The organism is Methylobacterium sp. (assembly GCF_028290105.1).
Lineage (GTDB): Bacteria > Pseudomonadota > Alphaproteobacteria > Rhizobiales > Beijerinckiaceae > Methylobacterium.
Window position 1 is genome coordinate 1 of the sequence record NZ_JAQGKL010000071.1, and the last position, 19,888, is coordinate 19,888.

A 19,888-nucleotide genomic window follows, 5' to 3' on the forward strand; every position below is an offset into this window, starting at 1 on the left:
CGGCCAAAGCCGATTCCGCCCTGCCCAAGGGCTATGGGCGCTCCCTTCTGGCACTGCACGACAAGCGCCCCTATGTGCAGACCCCGGACGAGATCGCGGCGCAGGCGGCCGAGGTGAAGGACCCGAACTACCGCATCGCGGTCGCCGAGGACGGCATCCACGTCTTCAACCGCGACGTCCATTCGATCGGCACCGACGCGATGGCCTTCTTCCCCGATCTCCAAAGGGCCGGCGACTTGGCGAGCGACGGCGCGCACGCCTTCTACCTCGGCGGCGAGCTGACAAAGGCCGAGACCGCGTGGCGGCTGGGCAAGCGCTACGTGCAGGACGAGGCCTTGACCTGGGGGGCCGCCGCCGACGACGAGGTGGAGGATACCACCGCGTTCAAGAAGGCCGGGCACACCAAGCATTCCGGCCCCGCCGGCGCCGAGACCGCACGCCGGGACGCGGTGTCGCCCGAGGCGGACGCAGCGACACCCGAGACCACCGGCCCGGGCGATGCCCGCGCCGCCGATTCGGTGTCGGCGACGCCTGCGGATGCCGGCGCCCGCATCGTCTGCGGCAAGCTCGTCCCGGCGGGAAAGGCGTGAGCCCGTGCCGCTGATCCTCGAGACCGTCGTCACCACCACCGCGCGCGACGGCGCGCTGCACCTCGTGCCGTTCGGCCTGATCCAGGACGGCGCGGACTGGATTCTCGCGCCCTTCCGGCCCTCCCCCACCATCCTCAACCTCGCCGACAACCCGGTCTTCGCCGCCTCCAGCCCCAGCGACGTGCGGGTGATCGCGGGGGCCGTCACCGGCCGGCGCGACTGGCCCACCCTGCCCTGCGAGCGCATCGCCGGCCGGCGTCTGGCCGAGAGCTTCGGCCACGCGGAGTTCGAGGTGGTCGCGGTGGAGGACGATGCGACGCGGCCGCGCTACCGGGCCCGGATGGTGCATGCGGCCGCACACATGCCGTTCTTCGGCTATAACCGGGCGCAAGGTGCGGTGCTGGAGGCGGCGATCCTCTCCACCCGCCTGCACATGCTGGACCCGGACAAGATTCTGACCGAGATGCGCACCCACGCCATCGCGATCGAAAAGACCGCCGGGCCCGCCGAGCGCGAGGCCTGGGACTGGATCGAGGACAAGGTCGCCGCGGCCCTGGGCCGCCACGACCGCATCCTCGAACGTTCCCCCCCAGCACCGTAGAACGTGCGTTCCCGAGGAGACGAAGACCCGATGAAGTTTCTTACCCTGACGACCGTGGCGGCCTTCGCCCTGGTCTCGTTCGGCGCCCAGGCGCACGGCCCGACCCGCAAGAAGGTCGAGGAGACCGTCGAGATCAACGCGGCCCCCGACAAGGTCTGGGCCGTGATCTCGAACTTCCAGGACATGAGCTGGCTGCCGCCGGTCGAGAAGACCGAGGGCAAGGGCGGCAACGAGGTCAAGGCCACCCGCACGCTGACGCTCAAGGGCGGCGCCACGGTGGACGAGGAGCTCTACAAGTACTCCGCCGAGAAGATGAGCTACTCGTACCGGATCACCAAGGTCGAGGTGACGACCCTGCCGGTGAACGACTACTCCTCCACGATCAAGGTCGAGGATGCCGGCGGCGGCAAGTCCAAGGTCGCCTGGGACGGCGCCTTCTACCGCGGCTACATGAACAACGATCCGCCGCCCGAGCTGAACGACGAGGCCTCCCAGAAGGCCGTGCGCGGCCTCTACCGCACGGGCCTCGACGCCCTGAAGGCCAAGGTCGAGAAGAGCGGTTCTTGATCGCTTTCGCGACAAGAACGGGGACGGGCCGGCGCCACGCCGGCCCGCTCCTCGTCGGCCTGATGTTGCTCGGCGCTCCCGCGCGCGCCGACGAGGCCATCGTCACGGCGCAGGGCGCCAACGCGCTGGCCATCGTCGACCTCGAGGCCGGCACGGTCGCCGCCCAGGTGCCGATCGACGGGGCACCGGCCGGCATCGCCCTTTCGCCGGATCGCGGCACCGCCTACGTGACCCGCCCCGAGGGGCCGGGCCTGGCGATCGTCGATCTCGCCACCCGCGCGGTCACGGGCACCCTGGCGCTGCCCGGCGGGCCGCTCGGAATCGCGGTCAACCCGAAGACCGGCGCGGTCTACGTCGCCGATTGGTACGGCAGCCGGATCTTCGTCGTCTCGCCCGACGGGGCGCGGATGGAGACGGAGATCCAGGTCGGCGCCTCCCCGTCTGGCATCGCGGTGACGCCCGACGGCGCCACGGTCCTTGTGGCCAACCGCGAGGGCGATTCGGTCTCGGTGGTCGACGTGGCGAGCGCCCAGGAGATCCAGAAGATCCCGGTGGGCCGGCATCCCTTCGGCATCACCCTCGATGCGGCCGGCGCCCGTGCCTACACCGCCAACGTCACCTCGAACGACGTCTCGGTGATCGACGTGGCGGGCCGGCGCGAACTCGGCCGCGTGACCACGGGGGAGCGCCCCTACGTGGTGGCGCTGGCCGGCCCGCGCGGCTTCGTCACTGACCAGTATTCGGGCACCGTCACGGTGTTCAACCTGAAGACGCTCACCAACGTCGCGGCCATCGAGGTCGGCGACCACCCCGAGGGCATCGCCGCCTCCCGCGACGGCCGCACCCTCACGGTGGCGAACTGGGGCTCCAACACCTTGAGCGTGATCGACGCGACCACGCTGAAGGTGACGGGGGAGATCAAGGTGCCGGACGGGCCGCGCGCGTTCGGGGACTTCTTGCGGTAGGCGGACCGCGCGACCCCTCACGCCGCCGAGGGCGGCTCTCGGTCCTCCGGGCCGTCGGGCGAATTCAGGATGTCCTCCAGTTCGTCCACCAGCATGTCGATCTGGTCGGAGCTTGCCAGGACCCGGAGGGTCTGTCCGGATTCGGTGGCCAGGGCCAGTTCGATCCCGCCGCCGGAGCGGGTCGCGAGGATGCGTGCGAGTTTCTGGGGCGTGCTCATGGGGGCTCCGGAACGTCAGGTGGGATCGGCGGCCAGCAGGGCGACGGCGACGGCAGGGCCGCAGGTCGAGGCCCAGTCGGCTCCGGCCTCGGACAGGTCGCCCGCGATGAGGTCGGTGAAGGCCAGGGCGGGCCGGCCGAGGCGTCCGGCGAGGCGCTCGGCCAGGAAGCGGCCCGCCCCGCACACGACGAGCGGTGCCTGCGCCTCGAGGTCCGGGCGCGAGAGCAGCAGGGCGGCGGCGTCGTGCAGCATCCGCACCTGGCGTTCCGCGAAATGCGCCGCCAGGGCGCGCCAATCCGCAGCATCTCCCTCGCCGTGGTCGCGCCCGACGATGCGCGCCAGCCGGGTCTCGCTCTCGCGAATCGACTTGCCCTTGAGGTCGACGCTGTTCTGTTGGTCGGCGCCCTCCGGCAGGTCGCCGAGGATGCGGTGGATGTCGGCGGTGGTGGCGAAGGTCTCCGCCATCAGCCGCGTGCGACGGCCCCGGAAGGGCGCGTGGTCCGCGAGCGCCACGAGGTGCGAGCGTACCACGCCGGTATAGACGAGCTCGCCCGTCTCCAGGCGCTCGGCGTCGCTGTAGCCGGTCGCAGCGGGCACGCCGCCCACGATGGGGATCAGGTCGGCGGTGGTGGAGCCGATGTCCACCAGGAGCCCGTTTGCGACCTGGCGTCCGATCAGCGCCGCCGTGGCGTGCCAGTTCGCCGAGGCGATGTCGGCCGCATGGGCCGCCGCCGCAGCGGGATCGCACGGGCCCGCGCGGCCCGCGTAGACCCGCACCCGGCCGGCCAGCGTCCGGGCGGCCCAGCCGGCGAGCTGCGTGACGCCGTCCTGCCGGTCGGCGAAGCAATCGGTGAGTTCCCCCGTCATGGTGACGACGTGGTCGGCCTCCCCGCGCGCCCAGTCCGGCAATTGCGCATGGGTCTCGTCGAGGGCGGGGAGCCCGCGCCAGAGGCGGCAGGGGGCCTGGACCACCGCCTCGACCCGCCCGTCCCGGACCAGGGCGGCCTTGACATGGACCCCCCCGAGATCCCAGCCGATCACCGGTCGTTCGTGGGATGCCGCAGGGGATCGATCTCTTGGTGTCACGGGTGGACCTGAACGCGGGAGGAAGCCGGATGGCGGACGGATTCGAGATCATTCCGGTGATCGACCTGCGCCACGCAACCGTGGTGCGGGCCCGGGCCGGGGACCGGGCCTCCTATGCCCCGATCGTCACGCCCTTGGCAAAGGGGTCGGCGCCCGCCGACGTGGCGCGCGGGCTGCTGACTGCGGTCACGGCCCGCATCCTCTACGTGGCCGATCTCGACGCGATCATCGACCGGGCCCCGCCCGACCTGACGAGCCTGCGGGCGATCGCGGCGGCCTGCCCAGGCACCACCCTCTGGGTCGATGCGGGGTTTGCGGAGGCCGCCATGCTCGACGCGTTCCTACGCGAGGGATTGGGCCGGCCGGTGATCGGCAGCGAGAGCCAGACGGATGCCGGCCTCGTGCGCGCTCATCGCGACCGGGCGGTGTTCTCCCTCGACACGCGCGGCGGCGAGCGGCTCGGGCCGGCGGTGCTGCACGAAGAACCGGCTCAGTGGCCGCGCGACGTCATCGTCATGACCCTCGGGCGGATCGGCGTCGGGGCCGGGCCCGACCTCGACCGCCTCGCGGAACTGGCGACCGCGAGCCCGGCCACGCGCCTGTACGCGGCGGGCGGCGTGCGCGGCCCGGCGGATCTGGAGGCGCTGCGGCGACAGGGGGCCGCCGGCGCCCTCGTGGCCTCGGCCATCCACGACGGGGTTATTCGCGGCGGGGGCAGCCACGATGGGGTCTCGCGTGGCTGAGGCGTCTGCCCAAAAAAGTAGGGCGGCCCGAAGGCCGCCCCATTGGATGTTCATCGTCCGAGGAAGATGGAAGCCAGTCGCTGGAGCAGGCCCCGCGGTGCGGGCGGAGGCGCGCTCTGCCCAGGACTGCCCCCAATCTACGTGTTCGACGCGAAGGGGTGCGAAGCGGAGTTGCGCTGCTCGGTGACGACAGCGGCGGTGGGCTCGCCCTTGACGGCGCGCTCGATGGAGAGCTTCACGGCGTCGTAGTTGTACTTCTGGATCTTGGCGTCGTCGGCCGCTTCCCAGTGAATGAACACGCCGACCAGGATGAACAGGTCGTCGGCCTCATCGGCGGGGATGGTGCCCTCGGCAACGCAATCCTGCACGGCCTTGGCGACGCCGTGCTGGGCGGGGCCGAACATCTGGACGGCCTGACGGGCGTCGTTGATGGTGACCTTGTTGAACATCAGGGTGTTGGGCTTGCAGGGCAGGTTCGGCGCGATGACCGCGAGCAGGCTGGTGAAGCCGTGCTTGTTGTTCACGAGGCCGTTGCAGAAGGCGGCTTCGGCCGGCGAACCGCGCGGTCCGATGATGAGATCGATGTGGGCGACCTCGTTGCCATCGCCGACGAGGGCTTCGCCGACCAGAACCTTGTTGATCTTCGCCATGTGGGGTTTCTCCCAGAGTCTTGAAAAGACGTGACCGCCCCCGAGCTTAGGGCGCGGCCGGCAGCTATCCTTGTTCACGGCGTCCGGCCCATCGAGGGACCAGACCGGTTAGCCCGGATCGCGGCGCGGACCCTACTCTGGGGTCTTGCCGGGAACAACCCTACGCGTGGCATGGAGTTTGGCAATTTATTCGCTTCGCGCCGGAACATTCGTTTGAGGTGAAGGAAAGCGTGCCACGGCGGCGTTTCAGGACTGCCCGTCCACCGCGCCGAGGAGACGGTCCAGGAACAGGGTGGCCACCGTAAAGTCGGCACTGGTGCCCGGGTTGAGCCGGTCCGCCTTCCAGGCCCGGTCCCGCGCCAGCAGCGGCCCCACGGGGCGCTCGGCGAGGTCGAGCGCAAGCAGGGCTTCCGCCTCGACGCGCAGGGCCTCCGCCCGCTCCGGGCCGTGCTTGCGCGCCACGTGGCTGTCCGGCACCCGCGCCAGATACGCCAGGAACACGGCGGTGATGTGCCAGGGCGGATCGAGGCGCCGGGTCCGCGCCTCGACGAGCGCCGGCAGGCCGATGGCGAAGAGGTCGTCGAAACCGGTGACGTAGGCGCGCGCGATGGCGTCGCGCGGAGCGGCCTCCGCCATGGCGGCGGGGAGCGAGAGGGGGGCCGCCGGATCCGTGACGTCGTGCTGCGCGGCCCGGCCGAGGCCCCCCGGATTGGCCCGGCGAATCGCCGCGAAGACGTCCGCCGCGTCCCCTTCGTCGAAGCCGGCCAGGACGGCGTTCAGGGTGTGGCGCAACGGCCCCTCGGTCTCGGCGGCCGCCGCCAGGGGTGCGCACAGGAGCAGGATGCCGAGATTCGTGTTCTGGCCGACCGCCTCCATCGTCGCCGCGACGGCCCGCAGGACCCGCCGGCCGACGCGGGCGCCGGCTTCGGCCAGGGGGAGCGCGGAGATCTCGGCGCTCGCCACGAAATCGGCCACCGCCATGCGGTGCCCGTCGGCGAAGGCGTGGACGTTGCCGGGCTTGAGGGCGTCGAGTTCGTCGAGGCAGCTCGCCCGGTAGGCCGCCGCGATCGTCTCGGGCGCGAGGCCGCTCACCCGAGGGCCGAGACGAGGCGGGGCGGGCGGGCGGCCCGCACGGCGTTGAGGAAGCCGCGCGCGACGGCCAGCGCGATGTCGACCTCGGTGACCCGCTGCAGGCCCGACCAGGCCGGCATCGAGTTGACCTCGAGGACGAGGTAGCCGCCCTGCCCGTCCTCGACGAGATCGACGCCCGTATAGTCCACTCCGACGGCCTGCGCGGCGCGTTCGGCGAGCTCGGCGGCGGCCTGCGGCATCGCCCAGGGCAGCGGGCGGCCCCCGCGATGCACGTTGGTGATCCAGCCGTCGCCCTCGCGGATCATGCCCGCGATGGCCCGGCCCTCGCAGACGAAGACCCGGTAGTCGCGCCAGAGCCCGTCGGTGCGGGCGATGTAGCGCTGGAGGTAGTAGACCCGGGACACCGCCTCCTCGCCGGGCAGGTCCTCGGGGCGCGCGATGAGTTGCAGGCCTTCGCCCTGCGAGCCGAAGAGCGGCTTCAGCACCAGGGGATTTTCGGGCGACGCCTCGCGCTCGACCAGGGCGGCGGCGGCCTCGCGCTTCGAGACCACGAAGGTCTCGGGCGTGGGCAGGCCGGCGCGGTCGATGAGCAGGCTCGTCATCGCCTTGTCGACGGAGCGTTCGATGGCATGGGGCGAATTCCACACCGTGACCCCGGAGGCCACCAGCGCGTGCAGCACGCCGAGGCGCATCGTGGTCGCCTCGAAGGTGCCGCCCGCGATGGTCCGCAGCAGGACGCCGTCGGGCAGTCCGTCCGCGAAGCCTGGCACGCGCAGGGGCTCGGCGCCCCCCGTCACCACCGCGACGTCGGCCAGCGAGAACAGCACCGGCTCGGCGCCGAGGCTTTCGAGGGCGGCCTTCAGGCGTGCCTTGTGCCAGTTGCCGTTATCGGCGCTCAGCCCGATGCGCATTGCTTTTCACAACCTCGACGTCGATCCCCTCTCCCCTCCGCGGGAGAAGGTGGCCCGCGCCAGCGGGGTCGGATGAGGGAGCACCATCTCCGGAGAGCTCGCCCCCTCTTGCGGGAGTTCGTGCCAGCCCGGTCGCTCCGCGACCACCCTCCCCCGCAGAAGGGGGAAGGTCGACGGCCCACCCTACCGGAACGAAGCTTCGACCAGCTCCGGCATCAGCCGGCCACCGCGAAAGCTCTTGCCGGTGTTGACGGAGGTGACGATGACTTCCGCCGGGCTGAAGAGCGCGCCGTCGATCTAGTAGAAATCGCAGTTCACGCGGGAGAAGATGTCGGCGAAGGGCGCGCCGTGGTCGGCGGAGTTCGAGGACGGGATCTGCTCGGCGAGCTGCTGCGCGTCGGCCTCGTCGGCCTCGACGAAGAGCTGCACCCGGCCGCCATAGATGATGGCGTCGTTGGTGCGGCCCATGGCCTGGATGAAGTCCGGGTGCGGGGGCGAGAGCGGAGCCGAGCCGATGCCGTCCACGATCTTGTGCAGGTCGAAGCCCACGGTGTGGGCCTTGTGCAGGGCGACTTCGAGCACGCGGGCGACCACCTGGGTGGAGCCGGCCAGGCTCTGCGTCGGGGCGTAGATGAAGGTCAGTTGCTCGGGCTTCAGGCCTGTGGCCTCGGCCACCTTGGCGATGACGGAGGCCGGCGGGCCGCCCGCCGCCTCCAGCACCAGGGCGGTCTGGCTCGCGCAATCCCGGTAGCCGAGCTCGGCGTAGAGGTCCTCCACCACCGCGACGGCCCGGCCGGGGCCGGAGCCGAGGGCGAAGAAGCCGGAATCGCCGGTCTCGTCGGCGAGCGACCAGCCCGCGTACTGGCTCCCCAGGCAGGCGATGACCGGATCGGCGGCGTGCACGATCACCGAATAGGGCCAGGACGCGATCGGCCCGGAGGGCGTGATCGAGACGGTGCCGAGGCCGCCGAGGCAGATCTCGGCGATGCGGCGGCCGGCCTCGATGGAGCCGCGCACGTTGGCGCCGGCATCGACCATGCGGGCGCCGTTCTCGGTGGTGACGGACAGGCGCAGTGCTTCGGCGTCGGCCACCAGCCGCTCCACCAGCGGGGCGGTCAGGGCGTTGACGCTTGGAAAGGGGCGGTTGGCGCCGCTCGGGCTCGTGGTCATGGGCGTTCCTCCGTCAGGGCGAGCAGGGTCCGCAGTTCCGCGGCCCGGCCTCGCAAGTGCGCTCTCGTGGCGGCCGAGTCCGGCCCTGTGGCGAACAGGGTGCACAGCGGCGCATCGCGCGCCACCATGGAGCCGGGTTTTGGGCGGTCGCGCACGAAATCCGGCCAGGTGATCGGCGGTATCGGCGCGTAGCCGAGGGCCGCGTAGCAGATTTCGCTGGCCGCCGCATCCAGGGGCGGCGGCTCGGGCTCGCACGGATGGCCCAGGCTCGCCGCGATGTGCAGTGCGAGCAGGGGCTTCGGGCGCCGGTCGAGCACGTCCAGGGTGGCGCCGGGGCGCGGGTTGATCTCGGTGAGCCACCAATCCTCGCCCGCGACGAGGCAATCGGCGCTGGCGAGCCCGGTGAGACCTGTGGCCACCACGAGGCGGGTGACGCCCTCGGTGAGCGCCGCCAGCATGGAGGAGGCGAGGAGCGGCGCCTCGTGGCGCCCCCGCTCGAGGGCGCCGGCATAGCGGAACGGCCGCAGGGGCGACGGCGCGCTCCACTGCTCGGTGAGGCCGACCACCCGGATCGCGGTGCCGTCGGCGAGGAACGACAAGGCCACGGCCCGGCCCGGCACCCGGGCCTGGAAATAGGCCCCCTGCGGCGCCCGGCCCGCAATTGCCGCGCGGATATGCGTGCCGCCCGAACCCCCTGCCCGCTTGAGAAGCCAGGCGCTCTTGTTAGCCACTGGCTCGCGGGTGATGGCGGGGTGCGGGACGCCGTGCGCGCGGCAGAGGTCCGCGAAGGCGAGCGGGTCCTTCAGGGCGGCCACGCAATCCGGGCTCGCGCCGAGGAGGCGGTGACGCCCGGCGATGGCCCGCATCAGGTCGGGGGCAGCCTCGAAACCGCTGCCCAGCACGATCCCGACCGGCGGCGTGGGCGCCGTCGCGGCGAGGTCGTCGAGGTGGCGCAGGACGACTTCGCCCCGCAGGCCTTCCCCGAACCGGCCCTCGGCCTGGCGATACCCCTCGGCCAGCGCCCGCGTGTCGGAATCGCCGAACAGGTCGAGGACGAGGGGACGCAGGCCCGCCCGCCGCGCCGCCTGGGCCAGGGCCCGGCCGGACTGGGCGGCGATGAGGACAGACCGGCCCGACGGTTCTGGTCCCGGTCCCGAATGGCCGGCCCTCAGCCCGCCACCTCGACGGCCAGCGTGTAGGCATCCCGGAAATCGAGGCAGAGCGGCTCGTCGGATTCGAGCATGCGGCGGAACAGGCGGGATTCCGTCTGGTACTTCACGTTGCCCACCGCCAGGGCGCCGATGCCGACGCCGCGGCCCGTGGGGAGGGGAACGTCGACGGCGTTGACGTCGATGCCCGCGATGCCGGCGGGCGGCACCGCGTTGACGTCCGAGGCGACCAGCAGGTTCGGGGCGGATTCGAGATCCTCCGCGGTGAGGATCGGGATGCCGGCGGGGCCGGCCGAGAGGATGACGTCGGCGTTGGTGATGGCCGCGCGCCGGGCGGCCACGGTGGAGCCGTCCACGGCCTCGACCTCGACGCCGAAGCGCCAGCGCATGGTGTTGGCGATCTTGCTCACCCGCTCCTCGCCGTCATGGCCCACGATGACGGCGTTGGCGCCGTGGAGCGCGCCGATCACGGCCGCGACGTAGGCCACGACCCCGGCGCCGCCGAAGATGACGATGCGCTTGCCGTCGAGCCCGGTGTCGAACTTGGCCTTCAGGGCGCGCGTCACCTCGGCGACCATGGCCGCCCCCGTGGTGAAGGAGCCGGCCGGGTCGGCGAAGATGTGGTTGGCGAACGGCGGCACCAGGGCCTTCTTGGCCCGGTCCACCATGTCGAGGGCGTCCTCGGCGTTCTTGCCGCCGATGAAGATGCCGGTGCGCACCCCGTCCTGGGGGGAACGGGAGAAGATCGAATCCTGCACGAGCGTCGTCACGTCCGCGAGGGTGGCGTTCGTGTAGGTGGCGATGGTCTCGAAGCCCGCATCGACGGCCATGTTCACGTCGAACGGGCTCATGTGCTTCTGGGGCGTGATCATGTGCAGGATCGAGCGGGCCATCATCGAACTCCCTTCATGGTGTGACGCGGCCCGATCGTGCGCCGAGGCGTCGTCTTGTCAAAGGCGATCCGGATCGGGCCGCCCGAGGCTCCGCTTTACCGCTTTTCGTCTTAAAGCGGCGTGACCGCGGCGCCGGTGTTGCGCCCGCGTGCGATCAGGAACCGGAGCGGGCCGGGCCGTTCGAGACGGGCGACCAGGGCCCGGGCCTCGGCCTCCGAGGGCAGCAGCGCGAAGCCGGTGGGCCCCCAGGAACTCTGGCCGTAGCCGGCGATCCCCTCGGCCGCGATGGCGGCCAGTGCCTCCGCTACGGCGGGGCTGGCGTAGCGCCCGCCCTGGTGGGGAGCGAAATGGTCGCCGATCAAACCCTGGATCCGGGTGATGCCGGCGCCGAAGCCGTCGGGCTCGGCGGTGACCACGGCGGGCAGCACCTGCATCAGCACGATGCGGCAGATCTCTGCGGCCTGGGCTTCCGGAAAGCGCGGCAGGTCGCGAAAGGCCGCCACCTCGCGGCTGCCGTGCACACCGGTCATGCCGGTGTCGAGGATCAGCACCACGCGCCAGGCCTCGGGATAGGCCAGCCGGGCGATCACCGGAGGCGGGTTGCCTTCGGGATCGCGTCCGGCATCGACGATGAGGCCCCCGTGCGTGAACGCCGCGAGACCGACCCCGGAGCGGTTGCCCCGGTCGAGGGCGTTCGCGAAATCCTCCGGCGCGAAGGGCCGTCCCGCAAGGCCGGCCAGGGCCGCCGCCACGCTTAACGCCAGCTGCGTGCCCGAGCCGAAACCCGCATGGGCGGGAATCGCGGACTCGATCGCCAGGGCGGCATGTCCGGGGATGCCGAGATGAGTGGCCGCCGCGAGGGCATAGGCCGCCGCGCGCCGCGCCTCCGGCCCGGTCACGTCGAGGTGGTCGCTCGGCCGCGCGGTGAGGGTCACGGCCGGCTGGTCGAGGGCGAGGCCGATGCTGCCGAAGCGCCGTCCGAGGCCGCCATGCAGGTCGAGGAAGCCGAAATGCAGGCGGGCCGGGGCGTGCACGCGCAGGCCCGAGGCCAAGCCCGAGGCCAAGTCCAAGGCCAAGCCCGAGGCCAAGTCGGCGGCGATGCCGGAGCCGCCCTGCCCGCTCGGGATCTGCGCCACGTCGATCCCTTCCATCGTGCGATGTCCTTGAGGTCCACGCGGCCTCGTGCCTCGGGTCGCCGGCTTCTCCCACGGAGCGCGGACCGGTCGCAAGCGCATCGGTCAATTCTCGCGCACCTCCGTCAGGGCCCTGATTCGGCCGACCCTGCCCAAGGGGGTTGCCTGGGGGGCGGCGGCGATGCAAACGTGCCGCCCCAACGACATGGACTGGCTCAGTCCCGCCGCGCGCGACGCCGAACACGGCGCGTGCCGGGCCCTCGATTTTCCAAGGTGCAACGCATGGCGGCCTGGGTGAAGGGTGGTGCGACGGATGCGGAGGCGGCGGTGGAGGCCGCCGCCACGCTCCTCGCTTCAGCGCAGAATGCCGTCCTGGCGGGTCTCTGCGCCGAGTTGAGCGCGGTGCGCGCGGCCTATCACCTCGCCGACGCCATCGGCGCCTCCGTCGATCCCGTGGCCGGCCCCAGCCTCTACGCGGAACTCGGCCCCCTGAGCCGCACCGGCGCCATGACCACGACGCCGGCCGAGGCCGTCGGCCGGGCCGATGCGGTGCTCATCGTCGGCAATGCGCCGTGGGACCGCGCGATCGTCCAGGACATCGCCGGATCGCCGCCGACCCGCGGCCGCGCCGCCGGTGCCGAGCGTACCATCCTGTCGCTGGGTGGACCGCGCAACGGCGCCACCCGGCACGTGGCCTATCCGGCGGAGGCCGGCGGGCTCGCCGTCTCGATCGCGCATCTGCGCGCCTTCCTGAAGGGCAACCTCGCCGGAGAGGCGGCCTATGCGGATCTGGCCAAGCGCCTGGCCGCCGCCCAGTACGGCGTCGTCCTGTACGATCCGGCTGAGATCGGCGAGCTCGGCGTCGAGATGCTCCAGGGCATGATCAAGGACCTCAACGAGGTCACGCGGTTCTTCGGCCTGCCCTTGTCCGATCCGTTCCAGGGCCGGGCGCTGCTCCAACTCGCGGCCTGGACCACCGGCCAGGCGCCCCGCGTGGGCTTTGGCCGCCACGTGCCCGAGCACGATCCCTGGCGCTTCGACAGCGCCCGCCAGATCGCGGCCGGCGAGGCCGATGCCGCCCTCTGGCTTGCGTCCCTCCCCGCCCCCCGGCCGGACTGGTTGGGCACCCTTCCGAGCGTCGCCATCGTGGGCGTCGGCAGCCCCGAGGCCAGCGGCGACGTCGCCGACGTGGTCTTCGCGGTGGGCGTGCCCGGCGAGAGCGCGGGCGGCTCCCTCTGGGACGAGCGGCGGGCCGCGATCGCCTATGCGCCGCCCGCCGGCCATACGGCCGAGCTGAGTGCCGCCGGCATCCTCACCGCCATCCACGAACGCCTCACGCAGAAGAAGGCCGCCGCATGCTGATCCGGATTCACGGAGGCCGGGTCGTCGACCCGACGGCCGGCCGCGACGCGGTCGGCGATGTCTGGATCGAGAACGGCCACGTGGTGGCGCCTTGCGACCGCGCGCCCGACCGGACCATCGACGCCACCGGCTGCGTGGTGATGGCGGGCGGCGTCGAGGTCCACTCGCACATCGCCGGCGGCAACGTGGTGATGAGCCGCCTGCTCCTGCCCGAACTCTACGCCAGCGAAGCCGCGCCCGAAGGCCACCCCTTCGCGCATGCCGGCGGCTCGGCCGCCTGGATCGGCGCCAACTACGCGCGGATGGGCTACACGCTCGCCGTCGAGCCCGCGATGCCGCCCTCCAACGCGCTGGCGACGCAGCTCGAACTTGCCGACATTCCACTGCTCGATCGCGGCGCGCTCACCGTGATGGGCAACGACGACCACCTGCTTCAGCTCCTGCGCAACCGCGAGGGCAAGGCGGCGGTGCGCGACCTCGTGGCGCTGTCCGTGGCGACATCGCGGGGGTTGGGCGTCAAGTGCATCAACGCGGGCGGCGCCTCGGCCTTCAAGGACGGGATGCTGAAGCTCAGCCTCGACGACGAGATTCCGGTCTACGGCCTCTCGACGCGCAAGATCATGGGCGCCCTCCTCGACGCGGTCGAGGAGATCGGCGTGCCGCATCCGTTGCACGTCCACTGCAACAACCTCGGCATTCCGGGCGCCGACGAGTCGTTCGTCGCCACCATGGAGGCGGCGGAGGGCCGGCGCATCCACTTCGCCCATGCCCAGTTCTACGGCTACGGCGTCGCCGATCCCGAAAATCCGCTCACCGGCGGCTTCCGTTCGGCGGCCGAGCGCATCACGGAAGCCATGGAGGCGCACCCGAATGCGACCTTCGACGTCGGCCAGGTCGCTTTTGGCCAGACCGTGACGATCTCGCTCGACATCCTGCGCCAGTTCGCCGGCCGCAAGGGCGCCAACCCGAAGAAGTGGATCCTCAACGCGGGCGACGCGGAGGGCGGCGGCGTGGTGCCGTTCCTCTACAAGCCGCGCGGGCCGGTGAGCTCCCTGCAATGGGCGATCGGCCTGGAGCTGATGCTGCTCGCCAAGGAGCCGGAGCGCACGATCCTGACCACCGACCATCCGAACGGCGGCCCGTTCACGGATTACCCGCGCATCATCCATTTCCTGATGGACAAGGAGGAGCGCGACCGCGAGATCGCGAGCCTGCACAAGGTCATCGCCGAGCGTTCCGGCCTCTGCGCCATCGAGCGCGAGTACAGCTTCTCGGAGATCGCCCAACTCACCCGCTCGGGGCCGGCCAAGCTCCTCGGGCTCGCCGACCGCGGTCACCTGCGCGAGGGCGCGCGGGCCGACGTCGCGATCTACCGCGACGATCGGAACCGTACCGCCATGTTCGCCCGGGCCAAGCTGGTACTCAAGGACGGCGAGACCATCGTGGAGGACGGCGAGGTCGTGGCCTGGCGTTCGGGCCGCACCCTCGAACTCCAAGTCGAGTCCGACAAGGCGATGGTGGCCCGCTCCGAGACATACCTGCAGGACCGCTTCGGAACGGGGCTGAGCGCCTTCGCGGTGCCGGACGAGGCCTTCCCGAAGCCGGACGTGTTCGCGGAGGTCGCATGTCGGTCCTGAACATGTCGCGCGTGAGCCTGTCGGACTCGATCGAAATGCGTCGCGTGAGGACGGGTGACTGAGATGACGGAACTCACCCTCAACGGCATCCCGGTGATCGACACCTTCGCGGAGGCGTTCGACGTCGCCGGAACGGCGATCATCATCACCAACGACACGGCCAAGTGGGCGATGATCGCCGCCGTCACCATGACGGGCTTCGCCACCTCGGTGATCGGCTGCGGCGCCGAGGCCGGGATCGATTGCGAGCTCTCCCCCGAGGAGACGCCGGACGGGCGTCCCGGGGTGCGCGTGCTGCTGTTCGGCTTCGAGCCGAACGGCCTCAAGGACCAACTCCTCAAGCGCGTCGGCCAGTGCATCCTCACCTGTCCGGGCACGGCCTGCTACGCGGGCGTGGACGGCCCGACGAAGATCAAGCTCGGCGGCGCCATCCGTTACTTCGGCGACGGCTTCGCGGTGGCCAAGCGCCTGACCGACCCGGTGACCGGCAAGGCCCGGCGCTACTGGCGCATCCCGGTCATGGACGGCGAGTTCCTGTGCGAGGACTTCGTGCGCGCGGTGGACGGCGCGGTCGGGGGTGGCAACCTGCTGTTTCTCGGGCGCAAGCACGCCGACACCCTCAAGGTCGCCGAGATCGCGGTGGACGCGGCCCGCGCGATCCCGGGCGCGATCCTGCCCTTCCCCGGCGGCATCGTCCGTTCGGGCTCGAAGGTGGGGGCGCGCACCAAGGGCATGATGGCCTCCACCAACGACGCCTATTGCCCGACGCTGAAGGGCCGGGCCGGCACCGAACTCGGCGCCGATGTCGGCGTCGTGCTGGAGATCGTCATCGACGCGCTGACCTCCGACGCGGTCGCCGAATCGATGCGCGCGGCCCTGCATGCGGCCACCGAAGCCGGCGCGGCCCATGGGCTCGTGGCCGTCACGGCCGGCAATTACGGCGGCAATCTCGGCCGCCACCATTATCACCTGAAGAACCTGCTCTCGAAGGAGCCGGGCAGCGGGGCTGGAGCGGCATGAGTATCCTCGCATGAGCACCCTCACCCTGCGCCAGGAGCCGCCGGAGCGGCTCGACCTCCTGCACGTCAACCCGCTCTCGCTGAGCGGCCTGAGCGAGGCGGAGGCCGCCAAGCTTCCCGTCGGCACCGGCCGTCGTGGCCTGACGCTCGGCGATTGCTTCACCCTGTCCCTCGACGGCTCCGACAGCCTGGTCATCGAGGGCGGTTCCGCGCGACTCGACCGGGTCGGTGCCTCCCTCAGCGGCGGCAGCATCCGGGTCGTCGGCGATGTCGGCCAGCGCCTCGGCGCGGGCATGACCTCCGGCGCGGTCACCGTCACGGGCTCGGCCGGCCCCTTCGCGGGTTCGGGCGCCACCGGCGGCACGATCACGGTTCACGGTGACGCCGGGGACCATGCCGGCGGCGCGGTCTACGCCGCCAAGGCGGGCCTCGACGGGGCGACCCTGGTGATCCACGGCCGGGCGGGGGACTATCTCGGCGACCGCATGCGGCGCGGCCTGATCCTGGTCGGCCAGGCGGGGGCCTATGCGGGCGCGCGCATGATCGCCGGGACCATCGCGGCGTCGAGCCTCGGGGACCATCCGGGCTACGGCATGCGCCGGGGCACGCTTCTGGCCGGCGCCATCGGTGCGCTGGCCCCCAGCTTCGTCGAGACCGGCACGCACGACCTCGTGTTCCTGCGGCTGCTCGCCCGCTCGCTTCGCCCCTTGAGCGCCACCCACGCCGATCTCGCGGCCGGCGCGCTCACCCGCTACTCGGGCGACCTCGCGACCCTGGGCAAGGGCGAACTCTGGGTGTCGGCGGCCTGAAGGCCGTCGCGGAGGGTGTCTCCGGCGTCGGGAACCGGCCCGTCGCGAAGCCGGCGCGCCTCGACCCCGGGACGACCGTCCCGGCCGGGCTTGCACAGTCCTCCCGATCGGACGACCTTCGTCGCCGACGGGGCGGCAATATCCTGCCGGACACCCGCGATCCTCTCGCGCGAACACGGCGTTCCCGATGCTCATCCTGCTCTCGATCTGCCTCCTGTCACAGCCCTCGCAGTGCCGCGAGGACAAGATCGACCTGTCCTTCGAGGCCCGCAGCCCGAACATCTGCCTGCGCAACTCGCAGAGCGCGCTCGCCAAGTGGCAGGCCGATCATCCGGAATGGCAGGTGACCAAGTGGCGTTGCGCCGTCCGGGGCAGCCAGCCGCGCGATTTGTGATCGGTGTCCGTCCGCGCCCGGCCTTGCCGCACGCACCGGTCCGAGCCTAGGACTGGCGCCCGGCGGGCGGTGACAACGGGATCGCCCGGGACGGGGTGATCAGGCCGCTAGGGGTGTCGGAACGCGCCCGGTGCAGGCCGGACAAACGCGTCGCGACGAACTGGCGACGTCGCGAACGGGCAAGACAACGTCGAGAACTGGCAAGACCATGCGCTCGCTGAAGGTCCGGTTCGCGCTGCTGCTGGGCGCCACGGCGCTCCTCGTCATCCTGGCGGCGTTGGGCGTGCTCGCCTCGATCGGCGCCGCCGAGCGGACCATCGACCGGACGCTGGCCGCCCAGGGACGCCTCGAACTCCTCGTCGAACTCTCCGGGCGCATGACCCAGTACGGGCTCGCGGCCCTCGAGGCGGTGAGCAACCCCGATGCGCAGCCCGAAGGGCTGGCGGTGGCCCGCGCCCATGTCGACCGGGCCCTGGTGGCGGTGGACGAGGCGCTCGGCCGAACCATCGCGGCGAGCGACGACCCGCAGGACCGCACGCAATATGCCGCCCGCACCCGGCCCCTCGCCCAGCTTCGCTCGGCGCGCGCGGTGCTCGACCGACAGGTGACGCAGGTGCTGCGCCAGTCCGACGACGAGCAGCGCAAGGCCGCGATCCGAGGCGCGCTGAACGGGTTCGGCGCCATGACGGGCCAGCCGCTCTCCTTCCTGATCGAGGTCGAGCGGCGCTCGATGATCGCGGGCTCGGATGCGGCGCGCAGCCTGTCCGGCACACTGCGCATCGCCTCGCTCGCGGCGGTGGCCGTGGCCCTCGCCATCGTGCTGCTGCTCTACCGGGGCGTGACCCGGCCGGTGCTGGCCCGTATCGAGGCCGTGCGCCGCGCCGCCAGCGCCGTCGGGCGAGGCGAACTCGACACCCGCCTCTCGGTGGCGACCCGGGACGAACTCGGCCTGCTGGTGGCGAATTTCAACCGCATGGCCGCCCGGCTGGCCCGCCGCGAGGGCCGGCTGGCCGCCGACCGGGCCGCCCTGGAGGACACCGTCGCGGCCCGGACCCTGGACCTTCGCGCCGCCAACAGCCGCCTCGAGGCGGTGGACCGCTCGCGCCGGCGCTTCTTTGCCGATGTCAGCCACGAATTGCGCACGCCGCTCACCGTCATCCTCGGCGAATGCGACATCGCCGCCCGCTCGGCCGGGCGTCAGGTCGATTTCACGCCGGTCTTCGCCACCATCCGCAAGCGGGCCCTGCGCCTGCAGCGCCGGGTGGAGGACTTGCTGCGCGTCGCCCGCTCGGAATCGGGGCAGATCGAACTCGACCGGCGCCCGGTCAACGCCCTGCCGATCCTGTCCGATGCCGTCGACGGCATGGCCTCGGAGGCCGCCCGCCGCCGCGTCGCCTTGAGCCTGTCGCCGCCCGAGCACGACCCGATGCTGCTCGCCGACCGGGAATGGCTGCGCCAGGTCGTGGAAAGCCTGGTCGACAACGCCCTGCGCCACGCCAAGGGCCTCACCCGGGTGACGGTGGCCCTGGAGCAGGCCGGCGCGGACCGGGCATTGGTGACCGTCACCGACGACGGTCCCGGCTTTCCGGGTGCCGGCGAGGGCCTGTTCGAGCGGTTCCGCCGCGAGAGCCCCTCGGGTGAGGCGGGCTTCGGCATCGGCCTGGCCCTGGCGCGCTGGGTCGTGGAACGCCATGATGGCATCATCCGTCTGGGCAGCGGACCCGGCGGCAGGGGTGCGCAGGTCGCCCTCGAACTGCCGGCACTGGGTTCCGACGAAGCCGTGCCCGACCACGCGACATACGATCAGGACGACCCGGACCGGGTGGGCAGGGAGAGTGTGGCATGACGCGCGTACTGATCGTCGAGGATGACAGCGACATTCGCGCCATGCTGGCCCGTGGCCTGGAGGCCGAGGGCTTTTCGGTCGGGGTGGCCGGCTGCGTCGACGATGCGCTGGCCGCCGCCCGCGCGGACGCGCCGGAAGCGGTGGTGCTCGACATCACCCTGCCGGACGGGTCCGGCCACGATGTCTGCCGCTCCTTGCGCGAGGGTGGCTATCCCGGGCCGATTCTCTTCCTCTCGGCCCGCGACGAGGTCCGTGACCGGGCCGAGGGGCTGGCGCTGGGGGCCGATGACTACATCGTGAAGCCCTTCGTCTTCGACGAATTGCTGGCCCGCCTGCAGACGCATCTCCTGCGCCGCAAGGCGGCGGATGCCCCCCGCACCATCGTCACGGCGGGTCGTCTGGTGCTCGACCTGAACATCCGGCAGGTCGGATTCGCGGATGCGACGGCGCGCCTCACCCCCCGCGAGGCGGAGTTGCTCGCGCTGCTGATGGACCACGCCAACCAGCCCGTGACGCGGGGCGACATCTTCGACAAGCTCTGGGCCGGCCAGGGCGGGCTCTCGCTGAATGTCGTCGATGTTTACGTGGGTTATCTCCGGACCAAGCTCTCGGATTTCGTCCGGCTCGGCGGCCCGGTCATCGTCACCGTGCGCGGGCGCGGCTTCATGCTCGACCTGAAAGGCCAGGATTTCCGGCACTGAAGCCGGCACGTCGCGTTAACGGCGCCCCGCGATTCGCGGGGGCGCTGGGAGAAACCGGCAATTTAACGCTTGAACTGCCGGGCCAAATTGTCGATATCACTCCGGCGACAGAAACCACTGCGCCGTCAGTGTCTTACGATCTTCTTAAGTGAGATCGGGATGCTGCTGACGTTCAGAAAAAACTTTCAGGAGAAACACCATGACCTGGGCTGCCCCCATCGTTTCCGAGATCTGCGTCGGCATGGAAGTCACCAGCTACGAGTCCGCTGAGATCGACACCTTCAACTAAGATTTCGTCGAGTCCGAGGGTCCCAAGGCGGCGTCGGTCACCC

Annotated in this window: 21 protein-coding genes and 2 pseudogenes; 14 read left to right on the forward strand and 9 right to left on the reverse strand. The window is 71.5% G+C overall.

All coding sequences use genetic code 11. The features are described from left to right. The 4 genes and pseudogenes from JWQ05_RS05455 to JWQ05_RS05470 form a co-directional block, all read left to right on the forward strand. A pseudogene (locus JWQ05_RS05455) lies at window positions 1-590 on the forward strand (dihydropteroate synthase); the annotation flags it as partial. A gap of 4 nt (window positions 591-594) precedes the next feature. Then, on the forward strand, window positions 595-1,191 hold the full coding sequence (locus JWQ05_RS05460; protein ID WP_299655688.1) for a DUF447 domain-containing protein: 597 nt from the start codon (window positions 595-597) through the stop codon (window positions 1,189-1,191). A gap of 30 nt (window positions 1,192-1,221) precedes the next feature. After that, window positions 1,222-1,758, forward strand: coding sequence for an SRPBCC family protein (locus JWQ05_RS05465; protein WP_299655691.1), 537 nt, complete (start codon window positions 1,222-1,224; stop codon window positions 1,756-1,758). A gap of 62 nt (window positions 1,759-1,820) precedes the next feature. After that, window positions 1,821-2,723 (forward strand): YncE family protein, encoded by a 903-nt coding sequence (locus tag JWQ05_RS05470; RefSeq protein ID WP_299655762.1) that lies wholly within the window; start codon window positions 1,821-1,823, stop codon window positions 2,721-2,723. Window positions 2,724-2,740: 17 nt separating this feature from the next. On the opposite strand, the gene JWQ05_RS05475 is transcribed toward JWQ05_RS05470, so the two are convergent. Both JWQ05_RS05475 and JWQ05_RS05480 read right to left on the reverse strand, forming a co-directional pair. After that, window positions 2,741-2,941 (reverse strand): hypothetical protein, encoded by a 201-nt coding sequence (locus tag JWQ05_RS05475; protein WP_299655694.1) that lies wholly within the window; start codon window positions 2,939-2,941, stop codon window positions 2,741-2,743. Between the two features lie 15 nt (window positions 2,942-2,956). Beyond that, the gene (locus tag JWQ05_RS05480) at window positions 2,957-3,982 is read right to left on the reverse strand and encodes a hydantoinase/oxoprolinase family protein (protein ID WP_299655697.1); all 1,026 of its coding nucleotides are present in this window, start codon (window positions 3,980-3,982) and stop codon (window positions 2,957-2,959) included. A gap of 74 nt (window positions 3,983-4,056) precedes the next feature. Here JWQ05_RS05480 and JWQ05_RS05485 point away from each other — a divergent pair, with 74 nt between their 5' ends. Then, a complete protein-coding gene (locus tag JWQ05_RS05485; RefSeq protein WP_299655700.1) occupies window positions 4,057-4,770 on the forward strand; it encodes a HisA/HisF-related TIM barrel protein in 714 nt (237 codons plus the stop codon). Between the two features lie 137 nt (window positions 4,771-4,907). Here the strand turns inward: JWQ05_RS05485 and fae are convergent, their stop codons facing one another. The 5 genes and pseudogenes from fae to JWQ05_RS05510 form a co-directional block, all read right to left on the reverse strand. Then, window positions 4,908-5,420, reverse strand: a complete 513-nt coding sequence (gene fae, locus JWQ05_RS05490) for a formaldehyde-activating enzyme (protein ID WP_299655703.1) — start codon at window positions 5,418-5,420, stop codon at window positions 4,908-4,910. A 246-nt stretch (window positions 5,421-5,666) separates the two neighbouring features. Then, window positions 5,667-6,512: a triphosphoribosyl-dephospho-CoA synthase gene (locus tag JWQ05_RS05495; RefSeq protein WP_299655706.1), complete on the reverse strand. Its 846-nt coding sequence runs from the start codon at window positions 6,510-6,512 to the stop codon at window positions 5,667-5,669. Next, on the reverse strand, window positions 6,509-7,423 hold the full coding sequence (locus tag JWQ05_RS05500) for a RimK family alpha-L-glutamate ligase (RefSeq protein ID WP_299655709.1): 915 nt from the start codon (window positions 7,421-7,423) through the stop codon (window positions 6,509-6,511). The genes JWQ05_RS05495 and JWQ05_RS05500 overlap by 4 nt, the downstream gene beginning before the upstream one ends. Window positions 7,424-7,606: 183 nt before the next feature. Beyond that, a pseudogene (gene mch / locus JWQ05_RS05505) lies at window positions 7,607-8,593 on the reverse strand (methenyltetrahydromethanopterin cyclohydrolase). Then, window positions 8,590-9,459, reverse strand: coding sequence for an ATP-grasp domain-containing protein (locus JWQ05_RS05510; RefSeq protein WP_366944558.1), 870 nt, complete (start codon window positions 9,457-9,459; stop codon window positions 8,590-8,592). The pseudogene mch and the gene JWQ05_RS05510 overlap by 4 nt, the downstream one beginning before the upstream one ends. Between JWQ05_RS05510 and JWQ05_RS20725 the strand changes: the two genes are divergently transcribed. Continuing rightward, window positions 9,436-9,792, forward strand: a complete 357-nt coding sequence (locus tag JWQ05_RS20725) for a hypothetical protein (RefSeq protein ID WP_366944559.1) — start codon at window positions 9,436-9,438, stop codon at window positions 9,790-9,792. The genes JWQ05_RS05510 and JWQ05_RS20725 overlap by 24 nt on opposite strands. On the opposite strand, the gene JWQ05_RS05515 is transcribed toward JWQ05_RS20725, so the two are convergent. Together JWQ05_RS05515 and JWQ05_RS05520 are read right to left on the reverse strand one after the other, a co-directional pair. After that, on the reverse strand, window positions 9,762-10,655 hold the full coding sequence (locus JWQ05_RS05515; RefSeq protein WP_299655768.1) for an NAD(P)-dependent methylenetetrahydromethanopterin dehydrogenase: 894 nt from the start codon (window positions 10,653-10,655) through the stop codon (window positions 9,762-9,764). The two genes, JWQ05_RS20725 and JWQ05_RS05515, sit on opposite strands and share 31 nt — an antisense overlap. A gap of 110 nt (window positions 10,656-10,765) precedes the next feature. Continuing rightward, entirely contained in the window at window positions 10,766-11,806 is a 1,041-nt protein-coding gene (locus JWQ05_RS05520) for a beta-ribofuranosylaminobenzene 5'-phosphate synthase family protein (RefSeq protein WP_299655712.1), read from the reverse strand. A 264-nt stretch (window positions 11,807-12,070) separates the two neighbouring features. Here JWQ05_RS05520 and JWQ05_RS05525 point away from each other — a divergent pair, with 264 nt between their 5' ends. The 8 genes from JWQ05_RS05525 (at window position 12,071) to pqqA (ending at window position 19,845) form a co-directional block, all read left to right on the forward strand. Then, window positions 12,071-13,150 (forward strand): formyltransferase, encoded by a 1,080-nt coding sequence (locus JWQ05_RS05525; protein WP_299655715.1) that lies wholly within the window; start codon window positions 12,071-12,073, stop codon window positions 13,148-13,150. After that, window positions 13,144-14,787, forward strand: a complete 1,644-nt coding sequence (locus JWQ05_RS05530; RefSeq protein WP_299655718.1) for a formylmethanofuran dehydrogenase subunit A — start codon at window positions 13,144-13,146, stop codon at window positions 14,785-14,787. Before JWQ05_RS05525 ends, JWQ05_RS05530 begins: the two co-directional genes overlap by 7 nt. Window positions 14,788-14,850: 63 nt before the next feature. Then, entirely contained in the window at window positions 14,851-15,807 is a 957-nt protein-coding gene (gene fhcD / locus JWQ05_RS05535) for a formylmethanofuran--tetrahydromethanopterin N-formyltransferase (protein WP_299655720.1), read from the forward strand. Between the two features lie 10 nt (window positions 15,808-15,817). Continuing rightward, window positions 15,818-16,615 (forward strand): formylmethanofuran dehydrogenase subunit C, encoded by a 798-nt coding sequence (locus JWQ05_RS05540; RefSeq protein WP_299655723.1) that lies wholly within the window; start codon window positions 15,818-15,820, stop codon window positions 16,613-16,615. Window positions 16,616-16,802: 187 nt separating this feature from the next. After that, window positions 16,803-17,009, forward strand: a complete 207-nt coding sequence (locus tag JWQ05_RS05545; RefSeq protein ID WP_299655726.1) for a hypothetical protein — start codon at window positions 16,803-16,805, stop codon at window positions 17,007-17,009. 208 nt (window positions 17,010-17,217) lie between these two features. Continuing rightward, a complete protein-coding gene (locus tag JWQ05_RS05550; RefSeq protein ID WP_299655729.1) occupies window positions 17,218-18,855 on the forward strand; it encodes a HAMP domain-containing sensor histidine kinase in 1,638 nt (545 codons plus the stop codon). After that, window positions 18,852-19,556 carry a response regulator transcription factor gene (locus JWQ05_RS05555; protein WP_299655732.1) on the forward strand — a complete coding sequence of 235 codons (705 nt, stop codon included), beginning with the start codon at window positions 18,852-18,854 and terminating at the stop codon, window positions 19,554-19,556. Before JWQ05_RS05550 ends, JWQ05_RS05555 begins: the two co-directional genes overlap by 4 nt. A 199-nt stretch (window positions 19,557-19,755) precedes the next feature. Next, on the forward strand, window positions 19,756-19,845 hold the full coding sequence (gene pqqA, locus JWQ05_RS05560; RefSeq protein WP_055889187.1) for a pyrroloquinoline quinone precursor peptide PqqA: 90 nt from the start codon (window positions 19,756-19,758) through the stop codon (window positions 19,843-19,845). Window positions 19,846-19,888 lie beyond the last annotated feature (43 nt).